The 13,242-nt window shown below is 70.1% G+C and carries 14 protein-coding genes; 2 read left to right on the top strand and 12 right to left on the bottom strand.

Annotated elements, in window-relative coordinates; all coding sequences use genetic code 11:
• Positions 1-77: 77 nt before the first annotated feature.
• Positions 78-2,564: a DNA translocase FtsK gene (locus tag V8J38_RS01265; RefSeq protein ID WP_338577542.1), complete on the bottom strand. Its 2,487-nt coding sequence runs from the start codon at positions 2,562-2,564 to the stop codon at positions 78-80.
• A 175-nt stretch (positions 2,565-2,739) separates the two neighbouring features.
• On the opposite strand from V8J38_RS01265, the gene V8J38_RS01270 reads away from it, so the two are divergent.
• Positions 2,740-3,993, top strand: a complete 1,254-nt coding sequence (locus V8J38_RS01270) for a UbiH/UbiF/VisC/COQ6 family ubiquinone biosynthesis hydroxylase (protein WP_338577544.1) — start codon at positions 2,740-2,742, stop codon at positions 3,991-3,993.
• Positions 3,994-4,025: 32 nt separating this feature from the next.
• On the opposite strand, the gene V8J38_RS01275 is transcribed toward V8J38_RS01270, so the two are convergent.
• The 7 genes from V8J38_RS01275 to V8J38_RS01305 all read right to left on the bottom strand — a co-directional run bounded on the left by V8J38_RS01275 (position 4,026) and on the right by V8J38_RS01305 (position 9,771).
• Positions 4,026-4,220 carry a Trm112 family protein gene (locus V8J38_RS01275; protein ID WP_003166576.1) on the bottom strand — a complete coding sequence of 65 codons (195 nt, stop codon included), beginning with the start codon at positions 4,218-4,220 and terminating at the stop codon, positions 4,026-4,028.
• A 101-nt stretch (positions 4,221-4,321) separates the two neighbouring features.
• Positions 4,322-4,981: an LON peptidase substrate-binding domain-containing protein gene (locus tag V8J38_RS01280; RefSeq protein ID WP_312220805.1), complete on the bottom strand. Its 660-nt coding sequence runs from the start codon at positions 4,979-4,981 to the stop codon at positions 4,322-4,324.
• A gap of 10 nt (positions 4,982-4,991) precedes the next feature.
• Positions 4,992-5,891, bottom strand: a complete 900-nt coding sequence (gene trxA, locus V8J38_RS01285) for a thioredoxin (protein ID WP_338577548.1) — start codon at positions 5,889-5,891, stop codon at positions 4,992-4,994.
• A 390-nt stretch (positions 5,892-6,281) separates the two neighbouring features.
• The gene (locus V8J38_RS01290) at positions 6,282-8,048 is read right to left on the bottom strand and encodes a hypothetical protein (RefSeq protein ID WP_338577550.1); all 1,767 of its coding nucleotides are present in this window, start codon (positions 8,046-8,048) and stop codon (positions 6,282-6,284) included.
• A 129-nt stretch (positions 8,049-8,177) separates the two neighbouring features.
• Positions 8,178-8,948: a type I methionyl aminopeptidase gene (gene map, locus V8J38_RS01295; RefSeq protein WP_338577552.1), complete on the bottom strand. Its 771-nt coding sequence runs from the start codon at positions 8,946-8,948 to the stop codon at positions 8,178-8,180.
• Positions 8,945-9,163 (bottom strand): ParD-like family protein, encoded by a 219-nt coding sequence (locus V8J38_RS01300; protein ID WP_291780360.1) that lies wholly within the window; start codon positions 9,161-9,163, stop codon positions 8,945-8,947. The genes map and V8J38_RS01300 overlap by 4 nt, the downstream gene beginning before the upstream one ends.
• 53 nt (positions 9,164-9,216) lie before the next feature.
• A complete protein-coding gene (locus tag V8J38_RS01305; RefSeq protein ID WP_338577554.1) occupies positions 9,217-9,771 on the bottom strand; it encodes a prolyl-tRNA synthetase associated domain-containing protein in 555 nt (184 codons plus the stop codon).
• 90 nt (positions 9,772-9,861) lie between these two features.
• Between V8J38_RS01305 and V8J38_RS01310 the strand changes: the two genes are divergently transcribed.
• Positions 9,862-10,602 (top strand): DUF6065 family protein, encoded by a 741-nt coding sequence (locus tag V8J38_RS01310; RefSeq protein WP_291780351.1) that lies wholly within the window; start codon positions 9,862-9,864, stop codon positions 10,600-10,602.
• A gap of 144 nt (positions 10,603-10,746) precedes the next feature.
• On the opposite strand, the gene V8J38_RS01315 is transcribed toward V8J38_RS01310, so the two are convergent.
• From V8J38_RS01315 to V8J38_RS01330, 4 genes are all read right to left on the bottom strand, one after another.
• The gene (locus tag V8J38_RS01315; RefSeq protein WP_338577556.1) at positions 10,747-11,298 is read right to left on the bottom strand and encodes a CC0125/CC1285 family lipoprotein; all 552 of its coding nucleotides are present in this window, start codon (positions 11,296-11,298) and stop codon (positions 10,747-10,749) included.
• An 88-nt stretch (positions 11,299-11,386) separates the two neighbouring features.
• On the bottom strand, positions 11,387-12,019 hold the full coding sequence (locus V8J38_RS01320; RefSeq protein ID WP_291780345.1) for a LysE family translocator: 633 nt from the start codon (positions 12,017-12,019) through the stop codon (positions 11,387-11,389).
• Between the two features lie 54 nt (positions 12,020-12,073).
• Positions 12,074-12,634 carry a hypothetical protein gene (locus V8J38_RS01325; RefSeq protein ID WP_291780342.1) on the bottom strand — a complete coding sequence of 187 codons (561 nt, stop codon included), beginning with the start codon at positions 12,632-12,634 and terminating at the stop codon, positions 12,074-12,076.
• 92 nt (positions 12,635-12,726) lie between these two features.
• Positions 12,727-13,197 (bottom strand): translation initiation factor IF-2, encoded by a 471-nt coding sequence (locus V8J38_RS01330; protein ID WP_291780340.1) that lies wholly within the window; start codon positions 13,195-13,197, stop codon positions 12,727-12,729.
• Between the last annotated feature and the right edge of the window lie 45 nt (positions 13,198-13,242).

A 13,242-nucleotide genomic window follows, 5' to 3' on the forward strand; every position in this document is an offset into this window, starting at 1 on the left:
GGCGCTGAAGCAGCGAGCCGCCGCGCGGCGAGCGATAGCGCCCGGCGGCAAAGCTGCCGTTTTGGCCGCCAAGCCGATCACACCATGGGCGGCGGTCCGGCCAGCACTTCGCGCTTGCCGGCGTGGTTGGCCGGGCTGACGACGCCTTCCTGCTCCATGCGTTCGATCAGGGTGGCGGCGCGGTTGTAGCCGATCTGCAGGCGGCGCTGGACGTAGGAGGTCGAGGCCTTGCGGTCGCGCGTGACCACGGCCACGGCGCGGTCATACAGGTCGTCCCCGGTGCCGCTGCCTTCATCGCCCATGGCGCCGTCGCCGTCTCCATCAGGTTCGTCGGTGATCAGGTCGAGGTATTCCGGCTCGGCCTGGGCGCGCAGATGCTTGCAGACCTCCTCGACCTCCTGGTCGCCGACGAAGGGGCCGTGCAGGCGGGTGATGCGTCCGCCGCCCGCCATATAGAGCATGTCGCCCTGACCCAGCAGCTGCTCGCCGCCTTGTTCGCCCAGGATGGTGCGGCTGTCGATCTTCGACGTGACCTGGAAGGAGATCCGGGTCGGGAAGTTGGCCTTGATGGTGCCGGTGATGACGTCCACCGACGGGCGCTGCGTCGCCATGATCAGGTGGATGCCCGCGGCGCGCGCCATCTGGGCCAGACGCTGGACGGCGCCTTCGACGTCCTTGCCCGCCACCAGCATCAAATCGGCCATCTCGTCCATGACCACGACCAGATAGGGCATGGGCTCGGGCCGGATCTTCTCGCTCTCGTAGACGGGGCGGCCCTGTTCGTCGAAGCCGGTCTGGACGGTGCGCTCGAAATGCTCGCCCTTTTCCTGGGCCTCGCGGGCGCGCTCGTTGTAGCTGGCGACGTTGCGGACGCCGAGCTTGGACATCCGGCGATAGCGGTCCTCCATCTCGCGCACGGTCCACTTCAGGGCCACGACCGCCTTCTTGGGATCGGTCACGACCGGCGCCAGCAGATGCGGGATGCCGTCATAGACCGATAGTTCGAGCATCTTGGGGTCGATCATGATGAAGCGGCACTCGGCGGGCGAATGGCGGTACAGGATCGACAGGATCATGGCGTTGACCCCGACCGACTTGCCCGAGCCGGTGGTGCCCGCGATCAGCAGGTGGGGCATCCGCGCCAGATCGGCGACGTAAGGCTCGCCGCCGATGGTTTCGCCCAGCGCCAGCGGCAGAAGATGGCTCTTCTTGTCGTACTCGCCCGACGCCAGCAGGTCGCGCAGGAAGACCGTCTCGCGCTTGGCGTTGGGCAGTTCGATGCCGATGGCGTTGCGGCCCTGGACCACGCTGATGCGGCAGGCGCGGGCGGACATGGAGCGGGCGATGTCGTCGGCCAGCGCCACGACGCGGCCGTGCTTCACGCCGGGCGCGGGCACCAGTTCATACAGGGTGACGACGGGGCCGGGGCGGATCTGGTCGATCTGGCCGCGCACGCCGAATTCCTGAAGCACGCCCTCCAGCATCTTGGCGTTGGCCTTCAGCGATTCCTCGTCGACGGCGCCGCCGCGCTGGGCGGGCTTGGCCAGAATGCCCAGCGGCGGCAGTTCGAAGCCGCCTTCGCCCGCGAAATCGAAGGCTTGCTGATCGGCGTCGCTGCGGACGGGCTTGGGCGCCTTGACCGCCGCCACCTTGGGCTCGGCCGGGCGGCTGGGGCGGGCCGAGGGCGGGGCGATGGGGGCGGGGGCCGCGTCCTCCCACGGCGGGGTGTAGGCGTCGGGCGCGTCAGCGTCCGCATCGTCATAGGCGTCGACGGGGGGAGCCGGAGCGGCCTGGGCGGTTGAGGCGAGCGGGCCGTCGGCCTCCATATCGTCGGCCTCGGGCAGGCGATGGCGCGGCTTGCGGGCCGGAGCGGCGGCCTCGGCGACGGCGCGCGGGGCCTTGCCCGGTTTGGCGGCCTTGGCCGGTCGAGCGGCGCGGGCCTCGGCGCCCTTCTGGGCGGCCCAGCCTGCGGTGTCGGTGAAGTCGCGCAGGCGCAGGCCCACGGTATAGGCCAGGCTCCACAGCGCCAGCGCCAGGAACAGCAGGCCCAGGATGATGCGCGCGCCGGGGACCTTCAGCGCGCCCAGGCCGTCGGCGGCCAGGCCGGTGACGGCGTCGCCCCACAGCCCGCCCAGGCCCGCCGCCAGCGGCCATCTGGCAGGCGCCGCCGGGGCCGACAGGGCCGCCGACAGCAGCAGCACGCCCGCGACGGCGCAGAAGATCTTGAACGGCGTCGGCTGCAGCCGGTGCTGCAGGGCGTCGCCGATCGCCACCGCCAATCCGAAGGCGATCAGCAGCAGGACGGCGGGCCAGGCCGCCAGCCCCAGCGACTGCATGATCAGATCGGCGAAGGTCGCGCCCGCCCCGCCCAGCCAGTTGGTCGGCGCCTGCGCCGATGCGGCGTTCCAGCTGGGATCCGCCGGATTCCACGAGATCAGGGCCACCAGCAGAAGGGCGGCCAGCATGGCCTGCAGCACCCCCCTGAACCGCACGGCGAAGGGCGCCGCCCAGACGATGCGGACGGTGCTCCAGACGCGTTGGCCGAGCGCGAGGGCGACGGACATGAAGGCGGACCCCCAGAAATGGAACTGAAAGCGAGACTCCGTCCCTTAGTGCCTCGCATAAGGTTAAAGCGGCATTTACCAGCCCGGTCTTTGCGAGCGGGGATGAGCCCTTATGTCCCATCAGGCAGGCGGGCTTGTGGTGGCGTGACGCGCGATAGGGGCCTAGAACGACAGCATGAGCGGATCGGACGACTACGACATCATCATCGCCGGCGCTGGGCTGGTCGGGGCGACCTTTGCGCTCGCGGCGGCGCAGGGCGGCCTGCGCCCCGTCATGGTGGACCCCCAGCCGTTCACCGCCCAGCTGGCGCCGACCTTCGACGGGCGGGCGACGGCCGTCTCCTACGCCAACTTCCGGATGTTGAAGGCTCTGGGACTGGGCGAGGCGCTGGAGCCGCACGCCTGCCGCATGGACCGCATTCTGGTGACGGACGGCCGCCGCCCCGGCGCCGCCAGCCGCAAGCCGTCGGCATCCTATATCCGTTTCGATGCGGACGAGATCGGCGATCGCAACGGCGGCGAACCGCTGGGCTATATGGTCGAGAACCGCCGCCTGCGCGCGGCCCTGGCCGAGCTGGTCAACGCTCAGGGACTGGAGGTCCGCGCCCCCGCCGCCGTGGCCGATGTGGCCGTCGGGCCGGGTCGGGCGACGGTGACGCTGAAGGACGGATCGACCCTGTCGGCGCCGCTTGTGATCGGGGCCGAGGGCCGCAACTCGACCGTGCGCCGCGCGGCGGGCATCGACGTCTTCGGCTGGACCTATCAGCAGAGCGGCGTGGTCTGCACGGTCCGCATGGAGAAGCCGCACGGCAACGTCGCCCATGAGTATTTCCTGCCGGACGGCCCTTTCGCCATCCTGCCGCTGACGGAGAACCGGGCCAATCTGGTCTGGACCGAGAGCACCCGCCGGGGCGAGGCCCTGCGCTCGGCCTCGGACGAGGCCTTCCACGCCCATCTGACGCGGCGGTTCGGCGACTTTCTGGGCGGGCTGACGATCGAGGGGCCGCGCTTCGTCTATCCCCTGTCGCTGCAGCTGGCCGAGGGGCTGACGGCCCCACGCATGGCCATCATCGGCGACGCCGCCCACGGGGTGCACCCGGTGGCGGGGCAGGGGCTGAACATGGGGCTGAAGGACGTCGCCGCCCTGTCCGAGGTGCTGACCGAGGCCGCCCGCATCGGCGAGGACATCGGCTCGGAGCTGGTGCTGGAGCGTTACGCCCGCTGGCGCCGGTTCGACACGGCGGCGCTGGCGGCGAGCTTCGACGGCTTTGTGCGCCTGTTCTCCAACGACGTGGCCCCGGTGCGGCTGGCCCGCGATCTGGGCATGGCGGCGGTCAACCGCATCGCCCCCCTGCGGCGCGCCTTCATGCACGAGGCGGGCGGGGCGACCGGGGATCTGCCGAGGCTGCTGCGCGGCGAGGCGCTTTAAAGAGGCCCTATCGCTCGCCGCGCGGCGGCGGCTCAGTCCAGCGGGCGGGCGTCTTCGGCCAGCATGATCGGCACGCCGTCGCGGATGGGGAAGGCCAGCTTGGCGCCCGCCGAGACGAGTTCGTTGCGCTCGCGGTCATAGGTCAGGCGGCCGCGCGTGACCGGGCAGACCAGAACCTCCAGCAGGCGGGGGTCGACCGAGACGGGGGTGTTGAAGGCGTCGCTCATGATTTTAAGTGCCCTATCGCTCGCCGCGCGGCGGCTCGCTGCTTGAGGGCGCCGGGCGCCCGTGTCTGGGTTGCGCTTTTATCTTTGGATGCGATCGGACGCTACTGCATCGCCGGGCCGGGCTCGTCGTCGTCGGGGGCGACGGCCTCGATGCGGAGAAGGGCGGTCAGGGCGGCCTCGCGGTCGGTCAGGCTGAGGGCCTCCAGCAGGGCCTGTTTCTCGGGCGGCTCGAAGGGCAGGGCCATAGCCAGGCTGTTGACCAGGGCCTCCTGCGGGGCCGCGCGGGCCGTGTCCCAGTCGATGTCCAGCCCGCGCCCGGCCAGATAGGGCGCCAAGGCCGACAGGAAGGGCTCGCGGTCGAAGGCCTCGTCGGGGTCGGGCGCGCGCAGATCGGCCTCATAGGGCAGGAAGTCGGCCCGCACCTGGCGATAGGGGGTGCGCACCTGCATCTCAGTGGCCACGGCGAAGCGGCACACCCCGGTCAGGGTGATCAGATAGCGGCCGTCCGAGGTCTCGGCGAAGCTGGTGATCCGCCCGGCGCAGCCGACGCGGGTGAGGGGCGGGTTCACCCCGGCGGGGCCGACCGGCTGGATCAGGCCGATCATCCGGTCGCCCGCCATGGCGTCGTCCACCATGTTCAGATAGCGGGGCTCGAACACGTTCAGCGGCAGCTGGCCCCGGGCCAGGAGGATGGACCCCGGCAAGGGGAACACCGGGATCACCTGGGGAAGTTCGCTGGCCTTGACGTAGCCCTGAGCCATGATCGCGCCGTCAGGAAAACAGGAGGGAGGACAGGCGCCGTCGGCCGTCGCGGGCGACTTCGCTGGCGGGGCCGGCGGCCTCGAACACGGTCAGAAGCTGCTTGCGGGCGGCCTGTTCGTTCCACTCGCGGTCGGCCTGGACGATGGTGAGCAGGTGGTCGACGGCTCCCTTCAGGTCGCCCGCCGAGGCCAGGGCCTGGGCCAGGTCGAAGCGGGCTTCGTGGTCGTTCTTGTTCGCGGCCAGCTGGGCTTCGAGTTCGGCGGTCGCGCCGGCAGGCGCGGCCGAGGCAAGGGACAGCTGGGCGCGCACGGCCTGAACCGTCGGCTCGGTGGAATCGGCCGGGGCCATGGCGATGGTCTGGGCCGCCTGTTCGGCGTCGCCCTCGGCCAGATAGACGCGGGCCATGCCGGCGATGGCCTTCTGATTGTCCGGCTCCATCGTCAGGACGTGGGCGAAGGCCTGGGCGGCGCCGCCCAGATCATTGAGCGTCAGCGACTCCTCGCCCAGCGACAGCAGTTGCTCGACATCGGTGTTGACCCCTTCGCCGCCGGTCAGCTTGTCGATGAAGGCCTTGATCTGGCTCTCGGGCACGGCGCCCTGGAAGCCGTCGACCGGCTGGCCGTTGACGAAGGCGTAGACGGTCGGGATCGACTGCACCCGCAGCTGGCCCGCATAGGCCGGGTTGGCGTCGACGTCGATCTTGACCATCTTCACCGCCCCCTTGGCGGCGCGCACGGCCTTCTCCAGCGCCGGACCCAGGGTGCGACACGGCCCGCACCAGGTGGCCCAGAAGTCCACGATGACCGGTTGATGTTTCGAGGCCTCGACCACGTCCTGCATGAAGGTGGCGTCCGTCCCGTCCTTGATCAGGTCGGGCGGGGTGGTCAGGGACGGGTCGGCGAAGGTCATGGTCGGGTCCGCATGGGGGTCGAAGGAAGGTAACGGATCAGATGGCGTCGGGATGCGTGCGCATCAAGCCGAAAGCGCGCCTTGCCGCAGGCGAAAGCGGGGGAAGCGGAAAAAACAGAGTCCAATTCGTCTGAAACGTCTGAAATCTCCTCCTCCTTCGGTAGGAGTGGATGGCGCTCCAGCATCCTTCTCCCCTTGTGGGAGAAGGTGGCTCGCGGAGCGAGACGGATGAGGGGTTTCTGACGTTCTGCCTCATCGCTCTCATCGGCTGGCGCAAGACCCCTCATCCGGCCCTGACGGGCCACCTTCTCCCGCAAGGGGAGAAGGAAGATGAGGGCGGCTTCGTTATGCCCTAGCAGACGGTTGCGCCAGAACAGGGCGCAGCGCGCTCTACAGCCGATCCATCCGCAGCCAGCGGGCGTCGCCCAGCCAGGCGGTCCTGAGGGCCTGGTCGGCGGCGGCGGCTTCGGCGGCGCGGCCCTGGGCGGCCTCGGCGCGGGCCAGGCCGTAGAGCGCCCAGCCGTTGTTCGGCGTCTGGGTCAGGGCCAGGCGGAAGGCGTCGGCGGCCAGATCCGGGCGGCCGGCCTGATACAGGGCCGCGCCCAGGGACTGATGCACCGGATAATACCAGAAGGCGGGCTCCATATAGGGCAGGGCGGCCTCGAGATCGGCAGCGCGGCGATAGTGTTCGGCCGCCTGGGCGGGACGGCCGCGCGCCATGGCCATGCGTCCGTGCGCCACGGCCTCGGCCAGGGCCAGAAGATCGGGGGCGGGCACGCCCTGGGCGACCATGTCGGCGAAGGCGGGAGAGGTTTTCAGCGCGTTCAGGGCGGCCAGTTCATGGTCGAAACCCCGCTGGTCGCGCAGCTGGGCGTAGGCGACGGCGCGGGCGTAGTGGCGCATGGCGGCGGCGTAGGGCAGGCGGGCGTCGGGCGCGGGCGCGGCCAGGACGGCGCGCGGCTCGGCGAACTGGGCCAGGGCCTGATAGGGGGCGGCGTCAATGACCTGGACCCAGGCGATGCGGGCCGAGGTCGCCGGGTCCAGCACGGTGCGCAGACGCCGCGCCTCGCGAAGGGCCGTGTCCATGTCGCCGGCCATCTGGGCCGAGGCGACGATGAAGTGGATGTTGTGCGGATAATAGCCGTAGCGGACGAGACTCTCGTCGTTCGTGTCGCGGATGAAGGCCTCGTCCGCCCGCGCCGCCGCGACATTCAGGCGGATGGAATCGGCGTAGCGCCCGCGCCGCACGTAGATGTGGCCGGGCATATGCACCAGATGGCCTGCGCTGGCGGGGCGGGAGTCGGTCATGCGGTCGGCCGCCGCCTCGGCTCGTGCGGGATCGGCGGCCTCCATCAGATGGATGTAGAGGTGGGCCGCCTGCGGGTGGGCGGGACTGCGGTCCAGGACTGTCTCGATCAGGCGGATCGCCTCGCCGATGCGGCCGACGGGGGTGCGCTGGTCGGCCTCCCAATAGTTCCAGGGCGTGGTGTCCATCGCCGCCTCGGCGGCCAGGACGGCGACGTCGTCGTTGTCGGGAAAGCGGCGCGCGGCGACCAGCATGGCGTCGGCGTAGGCGGCGTCCAGGGCGGCGCGGTCGGCCGTCGGATCGTCGGAGTAGCGCAGGCCCAGGGCGTCGATCAGCGCCTGCTCGTGCGGCGCGGCCCCGGCGCTCAGAACCAGGGCGCGGTTCAAGGCCTTGAGCGCCGCCGCCCGGTCGCGCTCGTCCATCGGCGCGTTGATGTTGGGGCCCAGGGCCATGGCCTCGCCCCACCAGCAGGCGGCGCATTCGGGATCGCGGCTCTGCGCCTCGCGGAAGGAGCGCACGGCCCCGGCGTGGTTGAAGCCGTAGGCCAGCGTCAGCCCCTGACTGAAGTAGGCCTGGGCGACGGCGTCGTCGGTGCCGGCCTTGAACGGCGAGGTCGTCAGGTCGGGATAGAGGGGGATGGGCTGCGCCCGGCTGGCGGGCGCGGCGACGGCCGAGGCGACCAGCAGGCTGCGGGTCAGGGCGCCGCCGCCCCGGCCCGGCCCGCAGACGCCGCCGAACAGGCGCTCAAGGCGCAGCGCCGTTGCGGCGTCGGACGTGGGGAGGGCGGTCATCGGCCCGGCCAGCACCAAGCCCGCTCCGCCAACGGCGAAGGCTTTCCAGAACAGTCTCATGCACCGTCCCCTTCCAGGGCCTGACGCGATGGAACCGCCTTGTACGCGGCGTGTGATCGAACGTTGATCTTACGCCTCGCCGCTTCCGAGAAACAGTGCGGAAACAGAGCTTTCCGTGTCGAGCGCGGGTTAGGCGACCAGGCGTCGCTCGTCGGGGCGAAGGGTCAGGATGCGGACGCCGTCGCGGGTGACGGCGACGGTGTGTTCGAACTGGGCCGACAGCTTGCCGTCGGCCGTGACCACGGTCCAGCCGTCGTCCTCGGTGCGAATGGCGCGGCGGCCCTGGTTCAGCATCGGCTCTATGGTGAAGACCATGCCTTCGCGCAGGGTCAGGCCCGCGCCGGGGCGGCCGAAGTGCAGCACCTGCGGCGCCTCGTGCATCTCGCGGCCGATGCCGTGGCCGCAGAAGTCGCGCACGATGGAATAGCCGCGCCGCGTCGCATGGCGTTCGATGGCGTGGCCGACGTCGCCCAGGGTGGCGCCGGGGCGCACGGCGCGGATGCCCTTCCACATGGCCTCATAGGTCGTCTGGACCAGGCGGCGGGCGGGACCGGCGACCGGGCCGATCAGATAGGTCTTGCTGGAGTCGGCGATGAAGCCGTTCTTCTCCAGGGTGATGTCCAGGTTGACGATGTCGCCGTCCTTCAGCACGTCGTCGCGCGAGGGCACGCCGTGGCAGACGACGTGGTTGGGCGAGACGTTCAGCACGAAGCCGTAGCCGTACTGTCCCTTGCTGGCGGGACGCGCCGCCAGGTTGTCGACGATGAAGGCCTCGACCCGGTCGTTGATCTCCAGGGTGTTCATGCCCGCCATCGGCAGGCCGTCCAGCCAGGTGAAGACCGAGGCCAGCAGGCGGCCGGATTCGGCCATCAGTTCGATCTCGGCCGGGGTCTTGGTCACGCGGCGGCCTGATCGGAGGCGAAGTCGGGCGCGGAGACGCCCGCCGCCTTCAGCTCGCGCGCGGCCAGCTCCTGAAAGGTCAGGCCGGGGTTCAGCTCCCCCAGCATGCCGATCCTGATCCAGAAGGCGGCCTGGGCGTTGATCGAGCGGCACGAGACCTTGCTGGCGCGGCGCAGCTGTTCGTGCAGTTCGTCCTCGATGTTGACGATGCCCATGTGGGGCTGCTCCATATACGATTCGTATATGGTTCATATCGTTCCGGGGAAGATCAGTCCAGAGCGTCGAAGTCCACCACGATCGGCTCCCGGTCCAGCAACGCCAGCACGCGACGGAAGCCCGCCTGATCCAGGGCGGTCGTGGCGGTGTTGGCCAGGGGGTGGAAGTTGACGACAGCCGCCTCCCACAGGCGCCGGTCCAGGACGAAGGTCACGCGACGCTCCAGGTCGTTGATCAGACCCAGGGCCGTGACCGAGCCGGGACGGACGCCCAGGGTCTCCCACAACAGGGTCTCATTGCCGAAGGACAGGCGGTCCGAGCCCATGGCGCGGTGGGCGCGCTTCAGGTCGATGACCGTGTCCTGTGCGGCCGAGATCAGCCACAGCCGGCCCTTCTTGTCCTTGAGGAAGAGGTTCTTGGTGTGCAGGCCCGGCAGGGCGGCCTTGAGGTCCAGTCCCTCCTCGACGCGGAAGACGGCGGGGTGGTCGTGGGTGGTCTGGGCGACGCCGTGCTCGGCCATCCAGGCCAGCAGGCGGGCGCGGTCGTAAGCGGGATCGGGCGAGGGCGAAGTCGGGGTTTCGGCGGCGGCGGCGATTTTGGAGGGCATCTCGGTCTTGTCGGGCGGGCGGCGGGGGCGATAGGGGAGGGACAGACCCTCGTCATCACCCCTTTGTTCGTCAAGCTTGGGAGCCGCGTCTTGGAACTGGAATGCTATCCGATGAATGCGCGTCCGTGCGACCTGGTGCCGGGGCGCCAGTCGCGCAACTGGATGGACGCCTTCGCCAGCCGCCACCCCTATCGCTGCCTGCCGCTGACCATGGCCAACACCACGGGGTGGGAGATCCTGTGCCCGTTCGGCTTCACGGCCGAGTGGAACGGCGGGCCGTCGCAGCACGACATCAAGATCACGCCGGACCGACACCAGCCGGAGATGGACCACTTCGTCAGCTCGCACTTCTCGCGCGGGGTGCTGACCATGCACCCGCAGTATCTGTTCCGCACGCCGCCGGGCTGGGGGCTGATCGCGCAGGGCTCGCCCAACCACGTCAAGGACGGCATCCAGCCGCTGAGCGGCCTGATCGAGACGGACTGGCTGCCCTTCCCCTTCACCATGAACTGGATCTTTACCCGGCCGGGCCGGATCAAGTTCGAGAAGGGCGAGCCCTTCTGCTTCATCCTGCCGGTCGAGCACCGCAAGGTGGAGCAGTTCGAGCCGGTGATCCGCTCGCTGGAGTCCAATCCCGGCATGAGGGACCAGTTCGAAGCCTGGAACCGCTCGCGCACCGACTTCAACACCCGCCTGGCCTCGGGTGATCCCGACGCGGCCAAGGAGGCGTGGCAGCGCTTCTACTTCAAGGGCGAGGTGCCCGAGGCCCTGGGCACGGCGCCGGCGACCCACGCGAACAAGCGCCGCCTGAAGAACCCGCGCATCGGCTGACGCGAAGGGGCTGAATGCGGAAACGCCCGCCTCCGTCGTCGGAAGCGGGCGTTGTCGTGTCAGCCTGGATCGCCGGAGCAGCGGCTCTCACCAGGGCCGCTCAAGCAGCGAGCGACCGCGTCGCGAGCGTTAGCGGCCCCTTTTTCAAGACGCCGGGCGGATGACGCGGGGGCCGAGGTTGTTGATGACCTCGCGGGCGTCGAAGGCGTTCATGTCGCCGGCGGGCTTGGAGCCGCGGCCCATGATGATCTCGGCCGTGGCCTCATAGCGATCGACCTGGCGGATGTCGCGGTCCCGACCCCAGTAGGGATCCCAGGTGCTCCAGTAGCCGCGCTGGTAGAAGCGCCATTGCGGACCCCAATAGGGGCCGTAGCGGTCGTAGTAGAAGGGATCCGGAGTTGAATAGAATCGGGTGTCGCGGTCGGTGGCGCGGGTCACGGTGGCGAACCAGTCATAGCCGTTCTCGACCGTCAGTTCGGCCGAACGCAGCAGAAGCGACATCTCGACCTGATCGCGCGAGGTGACGGAGTTGCCCGAGAAGCTGACGGCGTAGCGGTTGGCCTCGAGGCGCTGCTCGGCATAGCCGCCCTGACCCTTCGAGCCGACCGGCTGATAGGGGGTGGCCGTCGCACAGGCGCCCAGGGCGAGCACGCCCGCCAGGGCGATCAGCGCCGGGGTTTTGCGAAGCTTGATCATGGAAGTTTCTCCTTGAGCGTTCATTGAACGCCCGTCGGTCTGAACGAGGGGTGAATGGTCAAGTTCCCGATCACCCGTTCCGGACGGATCACAGACGCGAGACGATGAGGACGGCGGCCAGGAGCAGAAGGCATCCGACCACAATGCCGAAGCCCTTGCGGAAACGCGGCGCGGTCATCTGTCGCGCCAGGGCCGCCCCGCCCAGGCCGTAGCCGCACATCGACAGGCCGTCCATGCCGACGGTGGTCACGGCGAACAGCGCCAGCTGCGGCGCCAGCGGACGGTTGATGTCCAGGAAGGGCGGCAGGACGGCGGTGAAGAAGAGAATGGCCTTGGGATTGGCGATCTGGACCATGAAGCCGTCGGTCAGGGCGCTGCGCCCCCGCTTGACCTCGATATGGGCCGGTTCGGCCGCTGTGGCGAAGGCCCCGCGCAGGGCCTTGATCCCCAGCCAGGCGACATAGAGGGCGCCCAGGACGGCGATGACGCGAAAGACCTGGGGGAAGGCGATCACCAGGGCGCCCAGGCCCAGGGCGGCGGCGCCGAACCACACCAGGGTGGCGGAGTTCATGCCCAGGACGGCGGTCAGGGCGGCGGCCTTGCCCTTCTCCATCCCCGTGGCGACGGCGAAGATGTTGGCGGGGCCGGGCGTCACCGCCATCACGGCCATGACGCCGAGAAACGCCAGATACAGATGCGGGTCGACAGGTAGCGTGGCCATAAGGCCCTTTCGGGCGCGCGGCGGGCTGCGTCAAGCCGTCGCTGGCCAGCGGCCTCAGCTTTCGACGGGCGGGGCCGGCGGCGCGGGCGGAACAGGCGTTTCAGCCAGGGCGGCCTGCACTTCGTCGACGGCGTCCAGGGCCTGATCCATGCCGTACTGGGCCACCAGGCCGTAGGTGACCATCTGTTCGGGATCGGCCTGGGCCCAGGCGCCGTTGGCCGCCAGACCGTGAACCATGGGTTCGACCCCGGCTATGGCCTCGCGGACGATGGCGTCGATGTCGATCTCGGCCAGGGCCGCCTCGGCGATCTGGCTCGCCTGGCGCGTGGCCTCGGCGGTGAAGTCGGCGACGTGAGGTTGATAGTCGGACCACAGGGCCGCGATCCGCAGGCCCTTCTGGGTCTCGCTCAGCTCCGGATCGTCCTGGATGCGCTCGGCGCGGGCGCCGAACTCCTCCATCTTCTGCTCGAAGACGGCGGCGGCGGATTCAAGGCGGGTCTCGGCGGGGGTCTTCTGCGCCTCGGCCACGGCGGCCGAGACCGGCAGCAGGGCCAGGGCGGCGGCCAGGGACAGAGAGGCGAGCGGGAGGGAGGCGAGCGGCAGGGCGCGGATCATGGCGAAGCTCCTTCGACGGACGCCGCGCAGGGTCCGCCGAAGGAGGGTTCGGCTCAAGTGAAATCGCGGTAAGGCGCGATCCCGCCTCGGCCTCAGTCGACGGCGGGCGGGGCCGGCGGAGCGGCCAGGGCGGCCTCGATGGCGGTGCGGAGCTGGCCCGGCACGCCGCGCAGCGCGGCCGGGGCGGCGTCTGCGGCGGCCAGGATGTCGGCCTTCTTCTCGGCGTTCTCGGGCTTCTCGGCCATGACGCGCAGGAAGGCGCCGTACTCGTCCGCGAAGGCGGCGAACTTGGGCTCATACTGGGTCAGGACCGCGTCGGTGCGGGCCTTCTTGGTTGCGGCGTCCAGGCTGGCGTCGTCCATGATCGTCTCCAGCTCGGCGCCCATGCGCGCCGTCTCGGCCTCGAAGGCCTCGCCTTTGACCTGGAAGGCGGCTTCCTCAGGCGAGACGGGCGCCTGGTCGGTGACCGCCGGAGCGGGCGGGGGCGGGTCCTGGACGGCGGCGAAGGCGGGGGCGGCGAACAGGGTCGCCGCCGCGGCGGCGGCGAGGGAAAGACGGTTCAACGGAGAACTCCGGCTGGCGACGGCTGACGCCGTCAAGAAGGATAC

Source organism: Brevundimonas olei (genome assembly GCF_037055245.1).
GTDB lineage: Bacteria > Pseudomonadota > Alphaproteobacteria > Caulobacterales > Caulobacteraceae > Brevundimonas > Brevundimonas olei.

What these genes read in the sequence shown, in the direction of transcription:
- V8J38_RS01265 (WP_338577542.1), bottom strand. Translation starts at nt 2,564, where the DNA reads ATGTCCGTCGCCCTCGCGCTCGGCCAACGCGTCTGGAGCACCGTCCGC.
- V8J38_RS01270 (WP_338577544.1), top strand. Translation starts at nt 2,740, where the DNA reads ATGAGCGGATCGGACGACTACGACATCATCATCGCCGGCGCTGGGCTG.
- V8J38_RS01275 (WP_003166576.1), bottom strand. Translation starts at nt 4,220, where the DNA reads ATGAGCGACGCCTTCAACACCCCCGTCTCGGTCGACCCCCGCCTGCTG.
- V8J38_RS01280 (WP_312220805.1), bottom strand. Translation starts at nt 4,981, where the DNA reads ATGGCTCAGGGCTACGTCAAGGCCAGCGAACTTCCCCAGGTGATCCCG.
- trxA (WP_338577548.1), bottom strand. Translation starts at nt 5,891, where the DNA reads ATGACCTTCGCCGACCCGTCCCTGACCACCCCGCCCGACCTGATCAAG.
- V8J38_RS01290 (WP_338577550.1), bottom strand. Translation starts at nt 8,048, where the DNA reads ATGAGACTGTTCTGGAAAGCCTTCGCCGTTGGCGGAGCGGGCTTGGTG.
- V8J38_RS01300 (WP_291780360.1), bottom strand. Translation starts at nt 9,163, where the DNA reads ATGGGCATCGTCAACATCGAGGACGAACTGCACGAACAGCTGCGCCGC.
- V8J38_RS01305 (WP_338577554.1), bottom strand. Translation starts at nt 9,771, where the DNA reads ATGCCCTCCAAAATCGCCGCCGCCGCCGAAACCCCGACTTCGCCCTCG.
- V8J38_RS01315 (WP_338577556.1), bottom strand. Translation starts at nt 11,298, where the DNA reads ATGATCAAGCTTCGCAAAACCCCGGCGCTGATCGCCCTGGCGGGCGTG.
- V8J38_RS01320 (WP_291780345.1), bottom strand. Translation starts at nt 12,019, where the DNA reads ATGGCCACGCTACCTGTCGACCCGCATCTGTATCTGGCGTTTCTCGGC.
- V8J38_RS01325 (WP_291780342.1), bottom strand. Translation starts at nt 12,634, where the DNA reads ATGATCCGCGCCCTGCCGCTCGCCTCCCTCCCGCTCGCCTCTCTGTCC.